This window comes from Fibrobacter sp. UWOV1 (assembly GCF_900142495.1).
GTDB lineage: Bacteria > Fibrobacterota > Fibrobacteria > Fibrobacterales > Fibrobacteraceae > Fibrobacter.
The window spans coordinates 227833-244046 of the sequence record NZ_FRBA01000005.1; the positions used below are offsets into that span (position 1 = coordinate 227833).

General features: G+C 52.4%; 15 protein-coding genes. 6 read left to right on the top strand and 9 right to left on the bottom strand.

From position 1 onward, the window contains the following. Window positions 1-50: 50 nt before the first annotated feature. The gene (locus BUC02_RS09205) at window positions 51-1880 is read right to left on the bottom strand and encodes an ATP-binding cassette domain-containing protein (RefSeq protein ID WP_073321696.1); all 1830 of its coding nucleotides are present in this window, start codon (window positions 1878-1880) and stop codon (window positions 51-53) included. Between the two features lie 61 nt (window positions 1881-1941). Here BUC02_RS09205 and BUC02_RS09210 point away from each other — a divergent pair, with 61 nt between their 5' ends. Further along, window positions 1942-2991, top strand: a complete 1050-nt coding sequence (locus tag BUC02_RS09210) for an outer membrane beta-barrel protein (RefSeq protein ID WP_073321700.1) — start codon at window positions 1942-1944, stop codon at window positions 2989-2991. A gap of 115 nt (window positions 2992-3106) precedes the next feature. Beyond that, window positions 3107-3919, top strand: a complete 813-nt coding sequence (locus BUC02_RS09215; RefSeq protein WP_139261088.1) for an outer membrane beta-barrel protein — start codon at window positions 3107-3109, stop codon at window positions 3917-3919. A gap of 44 nt (window positions 3920-3963) precedes the next feature. Here the strand turns inward: BUC02_RS09215 and BUC02_RS09220 are convergent, their stop codons facing one another. The 4 genes from BUC02_RS09220 to BUC02_RS09235 all read right to left on the bottom strand — a co-directional run bounded on the left by BUC02_RS09220 (window position 3964) and on the right by BUC02_RS09235 (window position 9363). Then, complete coding sequence (locus BUC02_RS09220) at window positions 3964-6960, bottom strand: spermine/spermidine synthase domain-containing protein (protein WP_073321706.1); 2997 nt, start codon at window positions 6958-6960, stop codon at window positions 3964-3966. 47 nt (window positions 6961-7007) lie between these two features. Beyond that, a complete protein-coding gene (locus tag BUC02_RS09225) occupies window positions 7008-7412 on the bottom strand; it encodes a P-II family nitrogen regulator (protein ID WP_175549828.1) in 405 nt (134 codons plus the stop codon). Further along, complete coding sequence (locus BUC02_RS09230; protein ID WP_073321709.1) at window positions 7409-7762, bottom strand: hypothetical protein; 354 nt, start codon at window positions 7760-7762, stop codon at window positions 7409-7411. The genes BUC02_RS09225 and BUC02_RS09230 overlap by 4 nt, the downstream gene beginning before the upstream one ends. Window positions 7763-7830: 68 nt before the next feature. Further along, window positions 7831-9363 carry a DUF1538 domain-containing protein gene (locus BUC02_RS09235; protein WP_073321712.1) on the bottom strand — a complete coding sequence of 511 codons (1533 nt, stop codon included), beginning with the start codon at window positions 9361-9363 and terminating at the stop codon, window positions 7831-7833. A 113-nt stretch (window positions 9364-9476) separates the two neighbouring features. On the opposite strand from BUC02_RS09235, the gene BUC02_RS09240 reads away from it, so the two are divergent. The 3 genes from BUC02_RS09240 to BUC02_RS09250 are packed head-to-tail and all read left to right on the top strand — an operon-like array spanning window position 9477 to window position 11038. After that, on the top strand, window positions 9477-10007 hold the full coding sequence (locus BUC02_RS09240; protein WP_254794172.1) for an RNA polymerase sigma factor: 531 nt from the start codon (window positions 9477-9479) through the stop codon (window positions 10005-10007). Continuing rightward, window positions 10000-10371 (top strand): hypothetical protein, encoded by a 372-nt coding sequence (locus BUC02_RS09245; protein WP_073321718.1) that lies wholly within the window; start codon window positions 10000-10002, stop codon window positions 10369-10371. The genes BUC02_RS09240 and BUC02_RS09245 overlap by 8 nt, the downstream gene beginning before the upstream one ends. Window positions 10372-10375: 4 nt before the next feature. After that, complete coding sequence (locus tag BUC02_RS09250) at window positions 10376-11038, top strand: Spy/CpxP family protein refolding chaperone (RefSeq protein ID WP_175549829.1); 663 nt, start codon at window positions 10376-10378, stop codon at window positions 11036-11038. Between the two features lie 92 nt (window positions 11039-11130). Here the strand turns inward: BUC02_RS09250 and BUC02_RS09255 are convergent, their stop codons facing one another. Further along, window positions 11131-12240: a GTP pyrophosphokinase gene (locus BUC02_RS09255; protein ID WP_073321724.1), complete on the bottom strand. Its 1110-nt coding sequence runs from the start codon at window positions 12238-12240 to the stop codon at window positions 11131-11133. A 7-nt stretch (window positions 12241-12247) separates the two neighbouring features. Further along, window positions 12248-12811 carry an HD domain-containing protein gene (locus BUC02_RS09260; protein WP_073321727.1) on the bottom strand — a complete coding sequence of 188 codons (564 nt, stop codon included), beginning with the start codon at window positions 12809-12811 and terminating at the stop codon, window positions 12248-12250. Between the two features lie 75 nt (window positions 12812-12886). Between BUC02_RS09260 and pgi the strand changes: the two genes are divergently transcribed. Beyond that, complete coding sequence (gene pgi, locus BUC02_RS09265; RefSeq protein WP_073321730.1) at window positions 12887-14551, top strand: glucose-6-phosphate isomerase; 1665 nt, start codon at window positions 12887-12889, stop codon at window positions 14549-14551. A gap of 112 nt (window positions 14552-14663) precedes the next feature. On the opposite strand, the gene BUC02_RS09270 is transcribed toward pgi, so the two are convergent. Together BUC02_RS09270 and BUC02_RS09275 are read right to left on the bottom strand one after the other, a co-directional pair. Continuing rightward, window positions 14664-15659 carry a bile acid:sodium symporter family protein gene (locus BUC02_RS09270; protein WP_073321733.1) on the bottom strand — a complete coding sequence of 332 codons (996 nt, stop codon included), beginning with the start codon at window positions 15657-15659 and terminating at the stop codon, window positions 14664-14666. Window positions 15660-15815: 156 nt separating this feature from the next. Further along, on the bottom strand, window positions 15816-16214 hold a 399-nt coding region (locus tag BUC02_RS09275), incomplete at its 5' end, for a class I tRNA ligase family protein (protein WP_139261089.1).

A 16214-nucleotide genomic window follows, 5' to 3' on the forward strand; every position in this document is an offset into this window, starting at 1 on the left:
CGTAAACTTTTTGAAACAGACTAGGGTCGCAAGTCCGCCCCTGGCCCCCGTCAACCTAGCGAATCTAGTTCTTCGTAGCGTTCGTAAGCCTTTTCGAGCTCGGCTTCGCGGTCCGCGATTTCCTTTTGGAGTTCCACAATACGGGCCGCGTTGGTGAACACCTCGGGCTTGGAAAGTTCCGTCTGGCGTTCGGCAATTTCGCTTTCCAATTTTTCGATTTTTTCGGGGAGAGCGGCGTATTCGCGCTCTTCGTTGTAACTGCGCTTTTTCTTTTTCGCGGCCGCAGCCCCGGTACTCTGAGGAAGCGCCGCACCGGAATTCTGCGCGGCCCTCGCCTGCTTTTCAGCTTCTTTTTCGGCAGCGATACGGGCTGCGTTTGCGGCTTCCTTGTCGCGGACTTTTTTCTTGGCTTCGTAGTCGCTGTAACCGCCCACCGATTCAAAAACGTTTCCGCCGTCTTCGATCGCCAAGATGCTTGTCGCAACGGAATCCAGGAAGGCGCGGTCGTGGCTTACGGTAAGCACGGTTCCCTTGTAGTCGGCCAGGAGTTCTGCAAGCAGGTCGAGCGTTTCCATATCCAAGTCATTGGTGGGTTCGTCAAGCACGAGCACATTACTCGGGTGACTGAATAGGCACGCGAGCAGCAGGCGGTTACGTTCTCCGCCACTCAGGGCACTGATCGGGCCACGGGCGCGATCTGCCGAGAAAAGGAAGTCTTGCAGATAACTTAACACATGGCGTTTGGCGCCATTCAACATCACGTACTGCTGGCCATCGGCAATGTTTTCTACAAGCGACTTGTCTTCGCGGAGGCGGGTACGCATTTGGTCGAAATAGGCTATTTGCAAGTTCGTGCCGAGGCGTACTTCGCCGGTATCGGGAGTGAGTTCGCCCAAAATCAGGCGTAAAAGCGTCGTCTTGCCCGAGCCATTCGGGCCCACGATTCCAATGCGGTCTCCGCGGGAAACCTCCGTCGAAAAACTGCTAATGAGGGGTGCTCCGTCGTAGGAATAACTCACGTCGGTGAGTCTTGCCACCAGGCGCCCCGAACGGTCCGCCTCGGTAATCTGCATGTTCACGTTGCCCGTTCGGGTGCGGCGCGCTGCACGTTCTTCGCGCATTTTGATGAGCGCGCGCACGCGGCCCTCGTTCCGGGTCCGCCTCGCCTGGATTCCCTTGCGAATCCAGACTTCTTCTTCGGCCAGGCGCTTGTCGAAAAGTGCATTCGCCTTGTCTTCTTCGGCTAAAGCCTGGTCGCGGAACTGCACAAACTTGTCATACGGAAAGTCCCAGCTGCGAACACGCCCGCGGTCCAAGTCGAAAATACGGGTAGCCACACGGCGCACAAAAGTGCGGTCATGGCTTACAAAAAGCAAGGCGCAATTCAGGCGGGTCACGATTCCTTCGAGCCACTGGATAGCCGGAATGTCCAAGTGGTTCGTGGGTTCGTCTAGCAGCAACAAGTCCGGGTCCTGGGCCAGCGCCTGGGCAAAAAGAACCCGGCGTTTTTGGCCTCCGCTCAGGCTATCGTACAAAGCCTCGGCGTCTATCCCCGTCTTGCCCAAAATCGCCTCGGCATGAGTATCGTGGGTGCCATCGGCAAGCACCCCCTGCATTACCACGTCGCGGACCGTCCCCTCGATATGGGCGGGAATTTCCTGGATCATGCGCGAAATCTTGAGGCCGGACTTCTTGACGATATCGCCCGACTGCACCTCGGCCTCGCCCGAGAGCACTTTCAACAAAGTACTCTTGCCGCAACCATTGCGGCCGACCAGACAAATCCGGTCGCCGGCCTCGATGTCAAAGCTCACGTTATCGAGCAAGGGCGCATTCGCCCCGATGCGTAAAAGAAGGTTTTGGGCAGAAAGAATCGGCATACATTCCCAAAAATAAAAAGTTTTACGCTTTCTCAAAAAAAATTTTTGTATAATTAAAAGCATGAAAACATTTTCGCTGTCTAACCGCTTCGCTATTGCAATTCTCGCAGGATCCCTGGCAGTCGCTAACGCTTTTGCGCAAGGTGATTTTGAAGGCTCCGGCGAGGTTCCCGACCCCAACTGCGTAGGCGACGGATGCGGGTACGTATCTGCCGATCAGGCCGCCCCGAACGAAGACGAAGACAACGCGAACTATTCTTACAGCGACAACGGCGCCACTACCGAAGAAGAGCCCTGGCCCACCTCCACAGAAGAACCCCAAGCCGACACAACCGCAAACACAACAGCCAGCGCCACCGCAACCGACACCGACAGCGAAGAAGAAGACGAAGCTCCGGAAGTTGCAACCACGAACATCGACGAAGAAGACGACGTCACTCCGCACTACATCGAAGAAAACGCGGCCGACTACCGCGCCCGCAAAGAAGGCTTCTCCAAAGGCATGCAGTTCGGTGTCCGCGCCCAGGTCGGCATCAACAAGAACCTCGGCAGCAAGGCCAGTGACTGGAACATCGGCCCCGAACTCGGCGCAGGCATCATGGCCAAGCTTCCGCTCGCCCGTTCCTTTGCCGTATCTACCGAACTCAACTTCAGCTTCCGCCATTACGGCTACGAAGGCAAATCCGAATACAAGCAAATTGACACCGACAGCGACGAAAAGACCTACAGCAAGAACGACGCTACTATCAATGAAATGCTTTTTGAAATCCCGGTCATCGCCCAGTTCGTTTTCGACGAAGACGGATTCTTTATCGGCGTAGGCGCCAACCTCGGCCTAAAGATGAGCGGCGATTCCGAAAACGAGCAGACAATCAACTTTGCCGGCACCAGGATGAAGGAAACCCGTTCCAACACCATACCGACCGTGGGCGTGGAAGTTGGCGCCCTTCTTGACGTAGGCTGCGCAATCAACCGCTGGCTTGTCTTGGACCTCCGAGTTATCCAAAACTTTACAAACCTGTTGGATCTTGACCTGATCGCAGAATCCTCCCTGATGCATTCCAAGCTCTACACCATGCATGTGGGCTTCGGCGCAACGTTCCTGCTCTAAAACCGGGGCATTTCGTTACGTCCCTTTATAAGTAAACAAAAATTTCGGCACTATTTTAGGTCCTAGAATTTATTTTATAGACGGACCTTACGTGCCCTTTTATTATAATTAGACTATGGATTTTAAGAGATTGAGTGTTGCATTCGCCATGGCTTTGGCATTTTCGATGCCCGCCATGGCTCAAGATGATGATGATGAAGGTTGGGCTACAGCCCCCTCTGCCCAAAGTTCTGGCGACGACCAGTCGTACGACGGCTCTACCGACAGCGAATTTGCGAACGACGAAGAATACGCCAGCGCATATGCTCGTTACAAGGCCGAAACGACCAAGAAATCCGAAATCAACCGCATGCGTAACGAAGGTTTCCAGCGTGCCGTTTTACTCGGTATTCGCGCCCAGGGCGGTATCAACACTTTCTTTGGCGAAAACTCTGACGGTTGGAAGATCGGCTACCAGGGCGGTGGCGGTCTCTTGCTCAAGATGAACTTCATGGTCAAGAACCTGAGCCTCGTGCCGGAACTGACCTTCAACTATAGGCATTACACCTACGAACAGGACATGGATGCCTACACCAACGAAGCGAGCATCGATCTCTTCATGTTCGAAATCCCGATCATCTTCCGCTACACCTTCGAAGATTACGACTTCTACGTGGGCCTGGGTATCAACATGGGCCTCAAACTGAACGGTTCGTCTGAATTCAAGACCAGCGGTGGCAAGCGTGACAATACGGTCGCTACCTCCGGTATGGAAGTGGGCGGCGCCTTCGATATCGGTTACATGCTCACCCGCTGGGTCAGCGTGGATATCCGCGTGGTACAGTGCTTCACGAGCCTCCTGAACAAGACGCTCGTTGCCGAAGAAGCCTTCTATGATTCTTCGCTCAACACGTTCTATACCACTCTCGGTATAAACTTCATGTTTTAATGAAGTTCAACAAGTTTAAAAAAAGGAGCCTTGCGGCTCTTTTTTTATTTCTTGGTGTTGAGTTTTCTTCTGAGTTGTTGGATTTCGCGTTCGATGAGCCGCTTTTCGACGGCGAAGAAGTCTTCGTTCTTCTGGATGACATTCTTGTAGATTGCATCGGCAAGTTCCGGTTCACCCGCAAGGAGCGAAAGCACGATGCAGTTACGCAGGAATATGTCGCCCATGTCGTTCATCTCGTAGCGGTCAAAGAAGTTCGCAATCAAAAGGGCAGCCTGCTTGTAAACACCCTGACGGGCAGCCTCGAGAATTCCGAATTCGTCGGCGAAGGCCCGCGGGAAAGCATTCATGGAAACAAGATCCATCGCCTTCATGTAAACCTCGTCAGAATCGCGGCATTCAATCGGAACCTTGCGAATCCATTCCACAAAGTTTTCGCGGAACGTCTGGTAGCCCACAGACGATTCAAGTTCACCCAGGCGCGGATTTTCGGACACGACGCTATCCAAGATAGCGCTGTCACCCTGAGGAATCGTATCAACCTTAACCAGCACGCGAGAGAATGAATCCTTTGCGGCAGCCGCTTCAAGTTCTTGCATGTAAGAAAGCAAGGCAGTCTTCTTGAATTCATCCTTCGGCTCTTCGAGCATCGCCTTTACGCGGGCGCCACGACGCAACTTGTAGTCCTCGGGATCCAAGTACTGTTGCCAGCAGACTTCGCAGCTGTCAAAAACATCCACGATGTGCGCTTCAGAATGAACGAAGCGGGCTTCTTCGGCCTTATTGTCGACCATCGGAATAAACAGGCTGTTCGGCTTCACACCTTCGAGCAGAGATTTAAGCATCTTGTTCGTGAACAGGAAGTTCCTTTCACCAAAGAATTCCGGATCGCGATGAATGCGGTTGAATTCTGCCACCAGCGCCGTATCCGTGGAGAATCGCCCGATGCCTTTCTGTATCACCGGTTCATCGCTCGCTATCATGATGATGTCCGGTTCGTCGGTAGACTTATACAAACTAACGTACGGGAACACCGTATCAAGTGCTTTTAAAATGTTCAGGAACATCAGGTCGTTAAATTCATAAGTCTGAATCCACTGCACCCAAAGCGCACCCGGTTTCATATAACGTCGCATCTTGGCGTAGAATTCGTGAGCAAAAAGCCCTGCCACACCGCTCACCCACGGGTTAGAGGGCACGCTGATAATCATGTCGTACTGGCGACGGTTCGTATGGAAGAACGTCGTCGCATCGTCAATGAAAATGTGAATGCGCGGGTCATCGTAGCCGCGGTAATTCCACGGATAAAAGCCCTTCGCCAAATCCATCATGGCCTGCTCAATTTCAACGCAGTCAAAGTCCTTGAGCAAGGGGTCTGCAAGCAAGTAATGTGCGCCCATGCCGCTACCGAAGCCAACCATGGCGGCGTCGTAGGGTTCCGTCTTTACGGCCATCGGCATGAAGGCTGTGGCCGCCTGCGTAAGTTCATCGCTTGAAATCGGAGCTTCGCGGTTCTTGCTCATGCTCGCATCGGCCTTGCCGTTCGTCTTCACATAGTAATGCACCGGCGATTCGTGGAAACTGATGGTAGCCGTCTTTCCGTCAATCACCTGGATCTTTTCGTTAGGGTGCATGTTCTTGTAGCTGCGGAACACGCCCGAAGTAATGAGCGACGGATCGAACTTTATAAAGATAGCCGGCATGATCATCACGCACACCATGATGTAGAACATCACGCTGTAACGGAAGCGCTTGCGGTAAATCACCAGCAGCACAAAACCTATCGCAAAGTCAAGCAACGCTGCCGTCACAAGAGCGCCCTTGAGTTGCAAGAGCGGTAACAGTACAAGGCCACCGCCTGCAGAACCCACGATAGAGCCTAGCGTATTCCAGCCGTAGACCTTGCCAATCGGGGCTTCGCTCTTGAACGCGCGCGTCAAAATCAACGTAATCAGCGGGAGCGTCATCCCCGCAAAGAAACTCGTGGGAATCATCCACAGCATCGAAAGCGCATACTTGAACAGGCTCCAGCAAACGTAACCGTCAGACGTCGGATTGAAAATCTGGTTCGCCTCGTTCATCATGCCCCAGAAGGGCTGGTGGAAATACAGCGTGCATAGCGCAAAGAACGCCATAAAGATCTGCGCCATCGAAAGTACAATCAGGCTGTCTTTCTTAAGCAACTTGCCACTTACCGCAGAACCCAGCGCAAGGCCCAAGATAAAGGCCGAAAGCATCTGGTCAAAGCTATGGCTCGAAGACCCAAGCAACAGCGACAGCAAGCGAATCCAGACAATTTCATAGACAAACGAGGTAAGGCCCGTAATTGCCGCAATCCAGAACCAAGTGTTCTTAGGTGGCATGGGCAACTTATGTTCGGCCACGTAATCTTCATCATGAAATTCGGGAGCGTCTTCATCTTTGGCCGGCACAGGAGACGTCGCAATACCGATAAAGCTGAACACCGCCGCCAGCAAGAAGTTGATGGATGCAGCCACACACAAGGTCGCATGGTTACCAATCTCTGGAATCAAGAGATAGCTGGTCGCCAAGATACCGATGGCAGAACCCAGGCTATTCGTAAAGTAAAGCATCGGGAGCGAAACTTCAGCACCGCTCTTGCGCATAAGACCCGCGGCAATGAAGGGGAACGTCATGCCCACCGCAATCGCAATCGGGAGAGTCGAACCTGTCGCAAGGGCGACCTTCGCCAATTCAGCCCCACGAGGCGTAAGGGAGGCTGTCCACGCAGAATCGTAGAATATCCCGGTCAGCCAAATGTACAGCGGGTGGTATGCGACACCGCCAATACCGATAGCCAGTTCCACCAAGCCATACCCAAGGAGCGGGCGCTTGGTTTTCTCGACCATCTTGCCTGCAATAAAGCTGCCTATGGCAAGGCCGCCCATATAAATGCAGAGCGTGAGCACCTGGCCGTAGCTAGAATGCCCCAAGAAGAGTTTAAGGTATCGTGCCCACGAGCCTTCGTAAATGAGGCCCGCGAACCCGGACAGGGCAAACAGGAAATAGACTAGGATATTCATACCCTAATAATAAAAAAAGTTATTAAGTTGTAAAAAACGACTCGGAACTACTGCTGTTTTTCAGCGTTTTCGACGGCGACTTCGGCTTTTTCAGCCGCTTTTTCGGCAGCAACCTCGGCAGCCTTGATTTCGGCCTTCCACGGGGTAAGGCCTACCACGTTGTCGACCGGGAGCGAAAACGCGATTCCCTGGCCCATGGTGTCAAGTCCCGCCTTCTGGTAAAGAGCATGCAAAACGGCATCCTTGATCTTGGCGTCGACCAGAATCATGACGATTTCTTTTTCAGGCTGAATCGCGATATGGAAAAACGACTCGGCTTCCTTGTTCGCCGTACCGCGGGCATTCAGAATCGTACCGCCACGGGCACCGGCATCCTTCGCCGCTTCCATCACGGTTTCAGAGAATCCGGTATTCACAATACAAAAGATGACTTCGTGATTGAATCCGCTCATTTTTCGTTTCTCCGTACCGCATCGCGGTTGTCGCTTAAAAAGTTAAAGATGGACTTGCCGATAATGCTTGCCATCGGAATCGTATAGGCAATGCCCTTGCCACCCACAATCGTATTGAATTTTTCGGCCAGACTTTCAAGAGCAGCCTGCAGCTGGTTTTCGCCAATCACGCTAATGATCACAGCGCGGTCCGAATCGGCAAGGCCCATGGCTGTCGCAATTTCACGCGGGGCTGTCCCTTGCCCGAACAACACCATCTGCATGTTCACGCCAAAAGACTGGATGTGGTCCATGTAAAAGTCCGCCTTGGCACGGCCCACCACCGTAATCAAAATCTTGAGGCGGTTCATTGAGACTTTAGCCCGGGTGCCACGCACGATTCTGTTTCGAATTCTTTTTTCGATTTCCACAGCGTCCCCTACATAAAGTCAATAATCTGTTCATCGTCGGCATCTTGAATGCGACGCATCATCATGCGGTTACGGAGCGCCGTCGAAACGGTCGCCCTGAAACCGAGCACCTGTATCGTAATCAAGGGCGTCATCGCGACCATCGCGACAATACCGAAAGCATAATTCAAAATCGAATCGCCACCGTCACGCAGGCCCGCGCATGCACCAATCGCCAAGGGCAGAATAAAGCTAGAGGTCAATGGACCGCTCGCCACGCCACCCGAGTCAAACGCAATCGCGGTATAAAGCTTAGGCACAAAGAACGAAAGCCCGAGCGAAATAAAGTAACCCGGAATCAGGTAATAAATAATCGGGAACCCGACAATAATGCGGATCATGGAAAGACCGATCGAAATACCGACGCCCACCGAAAGTGCAATCAGCATCGAGCGCTTGGTCACCAGGCCACCCGTTACTTCTTCGACCTGCTTGTTCAGCACGTGCACCGCCGGTTCTGCAAGCACCACCACCAAGCCAAGCACAAAGCCTGCCACCACAAGCGCACGTGGCATGGCACCCAGCTGCTTGCCCAGTTCAAAACCGATCGGCATGAACCCGACCGCCACCGCAGTCAAAAACACCACCAGGCCCACAAACGTGTACACAATGCCGAACGCCATCGGAGTCAATTTGGACCAAGAAAGGCGAAGCACCGTAATCTGGAGCAGCATAAAGAATATCACAATCAAGCCAAGCGCCACAAGCACTTCTTTCGCAACGCCCAAAATGACCGGCAAGAAGTTCATGCCGAGACTTGCATCAATCGAATACGCCGATTCCGAAAGCTGGTACGTCAAATCTCCCTTCGAAAAAATCACGAGCCCCATGAGCGCAATAATCGGGCCCACCGAACAAAGCGCAATCAGGCCGAAGCTGTTTTCGTTTGCGTTTTTACCGCCAATGGCTCCCGCCACACCCACACCGAGGGCCATGATAAAAGGAACCGTAATCGGGCCCGTGGTCACGCCACCCGAATCAAAAGCCAGCGGAACAAAGACATCTTTTCCAAAGGTGACCATGACCATGCCAAGCATGAACAACACGAGGTAGAAAAAGATGATGATAGTCGAAAGATCTTTCTTGAACACGATCTTGATAATCGAAAGCGCCAAGAAGCAACCCACGCCAACACCAATTGTCGCGATCAAGAGAGTAGGCTCCACCGCCGCACGCACCTGCTCGGCAAGCACCGACAAGTCAGGCTCTGCAACCGTAATGAGCACACCCATCACAAAGCACACCGAAACAAGCAACTGCAGGCGCCTGGATTTGGCAAGGCCCGAACCCACATGTTCGCCCATCGGGGTCATGGCAAGGTCGGCGCCCAGGTTAAAAAGCCCGATGCCCACAATCAAGAAAATCGCACAAATAGAGAAAACAACAAGCTGTTTAAAGGACAATGACACCAGCGGCGTGCACGACACCGCAAGCACAATCAGCGTGACCGGCAAAACCGAGCCAAACGCCTCCTTCAACTTGTCCAGCAAAATCTTAAACATTTGCGGGAAATATAGAAAAACGCAAGAAAACGCACATTTTTATAATTATTTTTCTGAAAAACATGCAACCAGCAGGCATTCAGGTGCATCTAAAGGGTACAATGGACGAAAAAGTGATACTTCAACACCTTAAAGGCGGCAGCCGCGAAGCGTTAAGCCTGCTTTGGCAGGCCCACAGCGCGAACGTGCTGAATTTGGCTTTTAGGATGATGAAGGACCGCGACGAGGCCGAAGACATTCTGATGGATGTCTTTGTGCAAGCCCCCAAAGCCGTCCAAGGCTTTCGAGGCGAATCGGCCCTCGGGACATGGCTTTATAGGCTCACGGTAAACGCCTGCCTCATGAAGCTGCGCGCCCAAAAGCGACACCGCGAACTCGAAGAAGAAAAGCTTGATGTCATTATAGAAGAGGTACTTGGAAAAGACGACGCCAAAAACGAACACTTCGACGCAGAACTTCTAGAAAAGGGCCTAGCGGAACTCCCGGCAGAAACCCGCAGTATGCTCTGGCTCAAGGACGCCGAAGATTTGGACGTGAAGGACCTCGCCGAAATCTACGGGATGCCCGAAGGAACCATTAAAGCAAGGCTCAGCCGAGCCAGACACTTTGTAAGGGACTATTTAAAGGAGCGTAAACATGCTTAACAAAATTGACTTTTCAAAGCTTGAAAGGCTTACCCCCCGGGAAGATTCCTGGGCAAAAGTCTGCGCCCGCCTGGACGTGGAAGCCTTGAATGCCCCCACAAAAAAGAATATCATTGCAATCAAGACTTGGTACAGCGCGATTCCGCTAGCCGCAAGTTTTGTGCTTGTGAGCCTGACTGCGATTTTGCCGTCTTTCACCAGCGACATTGAACAGGAAAATTCCGCTTCTACCGAATACGTTTCGATCAACAATTCCGCACCGTCCGAAGTATTGAGCTGGTATTCTAGCCTCGGAAATTCCACCAGCGACGAATTCGAAACTCTGGAAGAAACTGTCGGCTTTAATTATTTAACCAAGGAGTAACCTTATGAACGGAAACAAGCTCTTTATTGCAAGTATTATAGTGCTTACTCTCGCCTTAGGCTTTTTCGCCGGAAGGTTCTGCAATTTCAATTGTTGCTCTAGTAGCACAACCTGTTGTCAAAAGGGCGGTCCTTGCGCATGTTCGCAAGGTTTGCCTTGTGCCTGCGAAAAGAACGGACAGCCCTGCCATTGCCCGAACTGCGCAAAGCATGGTCACAAAGGCCCGCACGGCGACTTTGACAAGGGGCCGAAATTTAGGGGCAAGATGGACTTGGCCGCCATGGATTCCTTACTGCAGGTGACACCGGAACAGAAGGCTGCTATCGAAGCTAGCCGCGCTAAAGGTGATTCCATTTTCAGGGAACTCCGCAAGCAAAAGCACGAAGCCGAAAAGGCCCTGGGCGCCGCCCTTGAAAGCAAAGATGAAGTAAACATCGACGCCGCCAAGGCTCTGGTTCTCGAAGCGGACAAGGCTTTACTTGAGCACCGCGTCAACGGGATACAGGCCCTTGCCGGAATCTTGACCGCCGAACAGCTTGAAAAGTTCAACGCCTTCCACAAGGAACAGATGAAAAACTTTAGGGAGCGCATGAAGAACGGACCGCACCGCGGTCCCCATGGCGGTCATGAACACGGCAACCCGCCTCCGATGCCTCCGCAAGAATAATCTTTAATCCCTCAAAAATACAGAAAGTTCCCGACAATCGTGCCGGGGACTTTCTGTTTTCTATTTATAATCTATTTCCTATTGTCGAATAATCATTTCTTCATAAACGACAAATTTTGCGCCACACGGAAAATACCCTCGGCGCGATGCTTATTGCTGGCCGATTCTCCGTTGAGATTCTCCAGGAAACGAGTCAGTTCCAGCACGTCACCACCTTGCTTGAGCACATACACGGAGCAAAGGGCGATTACGCCGAGAGAAGAATTGATGATATCAAGATCAGTACCCGCCAGCTGGAATGCCGCTAACTGGTATGCATCTTCCATATTTCCTTTTATCATTCTGTCAATGTCGCCGAGAGTCGTAAATCCAAACGACACGAACACCGCCAAGAACCGCGAAAGCGACGTCTCGTGGATTTCGGCCTGGTTAATAGAGGCGATACGCTTATTCAGCGAATCGAAAGGACGAAGTTCCAAGTAGTTGCCAAAGGAATCGCCATTCAGTTCCACTTCGTCAAAACTGCCCGAACTTACCAGGGACTGGACCTGACGACGGTAATCGTTGATTCCCGAACGGATGAGGCAGAACTGTTCGTCGACTAGTTCCAACATTCCCGCGAGGCGGTTCAAATTGCGCAAGTATTCCTTGGGGACTTCAAAACCCGACTTGTAACCCGTATCGTGATCCAGCACCGACCACACATGCTGTAAGGCCGTGCGCATCTGCACCTCAAAACGAATCTCGTTCATTTGCGGAAACTCAGGATCAAAATACTTTTCTTTGGGCAAGCGACAAATATAATGCAGAGAATTGTAGCCGAAACTGTGAATTTCATGCATCTTACGTTTATCGATACTATTGCCCCAGTCAATTTCAAAAAGGCGACTCACGAGAGCGGCAACTTTATCGACTTCATCGCTATAGAAGGTAATAACGCGGACACCCAAAATATCCGTTAAGTCCGAAAGGGAATTGTACTTACCCGACTTACGTTCGAGTTTTCCTGCAAGGCTGTCTTCTGCCTTGACGCGCCCTTCGATGGCGTTGATGTATATCTTGTTTTCTTGGATGCTCTCGCGAAGAATTCGCTTGACGATGCGTAGTAGCTTCTCGAAGACGATGTGTTGTTCGCGGTACTCCTCCAGGATAAGCGTTTCCTTGGGGGGCAGGCCGTAGTCCTTGCTGATTACCTGTTCCATGTCGTGTCTATTTTCCAAAGACTTTGTTGATAGTTTCTGCAAATTCATCGTAAGCGAAAGTTCCCTTGAGGCTAGCGAGTGCACGGGCAAGCCCGCGGAAATGCCATTCGTGCGAAGCCTTGTCCTTGACACAGAACAAGTCCCACACCTTGTCGCCAATCGCCTGGTAATCGCGGTAGATGGCGCGGATATTACTTAATTTATCTGCAATCGCTACGATTTTGACTTCGTTAGTCGCCGAAGACAAGCGTTCAATCGCTTCTTCTTTGCGAAGGCGCCAACTTTCCTGACGGCTTTTGCCTTCAAATTCAATGTCGGATTCGGCCTCGACAAGTTCCGCAATGCGCTTGCCGAATTCCCGTTCCACGTCCTTGAGGGTAACCGCCGTATCTTCTACGGTATCATGCAATGCAGCGGCGGCCAGAAGTTCCTGGTCGCTTGTCATGGTCGCCGCAATCGAGACAGCCTCCATCGGGTGAACTATATACGGGAAACCCTTCCCCTTGCGTTCTGCACCCTGGTGCGCCTTGACCGCAAAAACAATCGCTTTGTCGAGAATTGATGTATCCATGTCACTAAATGTATATAAAAATTTTTCTATTTTTACCCTCGCAACAAATAACCGCGCAGCGGAAAGGATTAATCTATGTCGAAACTGACTGATTCTCAGGAATGGAAGGCCCTTGAGGCCCACGCCGAAGTCGCCAAGACCTGGCACATGAAGGAACTCTTCGCAAAGGACCCGGCTCGTGCCGAAAAGTTCAGCGCCGAAGCCTGCGGCCTCTTCCTGGACTACTCCAAGAACATCATCACGGACGAAACCATGGCCAAGCTCCAGGACCTCCTGAAATCTGCCGGTTTCGAAGACATGCGCAAGAAGTACTTTGCCGGCGAAAAGATTAACACCACCGAAAAGCGCGCCGTGCTCCACACCGCTCTCCGCTACAAGGGTAACGATCCGATTTGCGTCGACGGCAAGGACGTGATGCCCGAAGTTCGCGCCGTGCTCAAGCACATGGAAGAATTCACCAAGCTCGTGCGTACCGGCAAGTGGAAGGGCCACACCGGCAAGTCCATCAAGTACGTGGTGAACATCGGTATCGGCGGTTCCGACCTGGGCCCCGTGATGGTGACCGAAGCCTTGAAGCCGTATGCCGACAAGCCGGCTGCTGGCGAATACTCTCCGGAAGTCTACTTCGTTTCTAACATCGACGGCACCCACATGGCCGAAACCCTCAAGAAGGTGAACATCGAAGAAACGCTCTTCATCGTCGCTTCCAAGACCTTCACCACTCTTGAAACCATGACCAACGCCGAAACTGCCAAGGCTGCAGTTCTCAAGGCTTTCAATGGCGACGAAAAGTCCATCGCCAAGCACTTCGTGGCTCTCTCCACCAACACTGAAGCCGTGTCCGCCTTCGGTATCGACACCGCTAACATGTTCGAATTCTGGAACTGGGTGGGTGGCCGTTACTCCCTGTGGTCTGCCATCGGTCTTTCCATTGCTCTCCGCATCGGTTTCGACAACTACATGAAGCTCCACCAGGGCGCCTACGAAATGGATCAGCATTTCAAGACTGCCCCGGTCGACAAGAACCTTCCGGTTATCCTCGCCCTCATCGGCGTGTGGTACAACAACTTCTTTGGCGCTTCCAGCTACGCCATGCTCCCGTACGACCAGTACCTGCACCGCCTGGCAGCCTACTTCCAGCAGGCCGACATGGAATCCAACGGCAAGACCGTTGACCGCGATTCCAAGCGCGTGAACTACCAGACGGGTCCGATCCTTTGGGGCGAACCGGGCACCAACGGCCAGCACGCCTTCTACCAGCTGATCCACCAGGGCACCAAGATGATTCCTTGCGACTTCATCGCCCCGGCCAACAGCCACAACAAGGTCGGCGACCATCACCAGAAGCTGCTCTCCAACTTCTTTGCACAGCCCGAAGCCTTGATGAACGGCAAGACCCTCGCCCAGGCTCAGGAAGAGCTCCGCAAGGACGGCAAGAGCGAAGAAGAAATCGCATTCCTCGCCCCGCACAAGGTGTTCGAAGGCAACAAGCCGACCAACTCCATCATGATGGACTACGTTTCTCCGGAAACGCTCGGCGCCCTCATCGCCATGTACGAACACAAGATCTTCACGCAGGGCGTGATTTGGAACATCAACAGCTACGACCAGTGGGGTGTTGAACTCGGTAAGCAGCTCGCCAAGAAAATCCTTCCGGAACTTGCCAAGGCCGACGCCGAACTGAACCACGACAGCTCCACCAACGGTCTTATCCGCTGGTTCAAGGCTCACCAGAAATAAGCTGAAGGGCGGGCCAACCGCTCCCCAAATTTAAAAGGCCGCGACTTAAAGGTCGCGGCTTTTTTCATATTCACTTTGTCCGAGAAAATGATTTTTTCGGATAAATGTTGTTTTACTGAGCCTTTTTCTTGTCGCGCCAAGCAAAAATATTGGCCAGCACCGTTCCGCTGATGGAATGGTAGGCACAACTCAAGGCGCAGGGCACCATGCAAAGAACCGCGGCAGGGTTCTTCGCCACATTTTCAGGATTCGCAAAGAAGGCCATGGCAAGCACCGTCGCCATGCCGGCATTCTGCACGCCGACTTCGATAGCGATGGTACGCTTCTTGGCGGTATTGAACTTGAAGAGTTTACCCACGCTGTAGCCGAGCACATAGCCCAGCGCATTGTGGCAAAACACCACCGCGAGCACCAGGAAAATCAGGCCGAGGCCATTTGCGAACAATTGCGGGCGCACCGTCACGACTACACCACCCACAATCATCATCAATCCAATCACGCTCACTGCAGGCATGTTAGCCTGGATTTCTTTAAATACGGCGTGTTTGCCCAAGAAGTAGTTGCAAAGGAATCCGATGGTAATCGGCGCAATCGTCACATAAAGAATATTCAGGAACATTCCCTTCGCATTCACGTCAATGCTCGTGTCAGCCAGCCACAGCACAAGCAGCGGCGTCATGATAGGCGCAAGAAGCGTGCTCACCATGGTCATGCTCACCGAATAGGTCACGTCACCGCGGGCCAAGAAACTCATGACGTTACTCGAGACACCGCCCGGGCAGCATCCTACCAGAATGATACCCACAGCCAGATACGGATCCAGCCCGAACACCTTCGAAAGCCCGAAAGCGACAAACGGCATGATCGTGTACTGAGCAACCGCACCGAGCAAAATATGGAGCGGCTGTTTTAGCAGATTGCGGACATCGTCTGTCGAAATGGTAAGGCCCATACTCAACATGATGACGCCGAGAATGATGGAGGATACATTCCCGTGAACCCAGCCGAAAGCGACCGGAACGAAGAATGCGACTACTGCGCTTGCGATGACAAAGGGGGAAGCGTAGTTCGAAAGCAGACGGCAAAATGCCTTGATTACCTTAAACATGCTTTAAATATAAAAAAACCACAGCGTTTTTGCTACGGTCTGAATTTCTATGGATCCTATCGCGTCCTCACGGACGCTCCAGGATGACATTCGGGTCAGGATCCTTCGACTTCGCCCTTACGGGCTCCACTCAGGATGACACAATCAAAGATTGTGTCACTTCACCACAATATTCACGAGCTTGCCGGGGACCACAATGGATTTCACGACGGTTTTACCGTTCATGAACTCTTTGACGCGGTCATTATCCATGGCGAGCTTTTCGAGGGCGGCCTTGTCCATGTCCTTGGCAACACTTGCCTTGGCGCGGACCTTGCCGTTCACCTGGAACACGACTTCCACGGTGTTTTCCACGGCCTTGGAGTGGTCGGCTTCGGGCCAAGCGACGTTCGTGAGCGATTCGTTGTGACCGAGGATGCTCCACATTTCTTCGGCGATGTGCGGGGCAAACGGGTGCAACAGCTTGACGAAGGTTTCGCACGGTTCGCGGTAGCGCTTGTCCATCTTCATCATTTCGTTGTTGAAGATCATCAGCTGGCTAATCGCGGTGTTGAA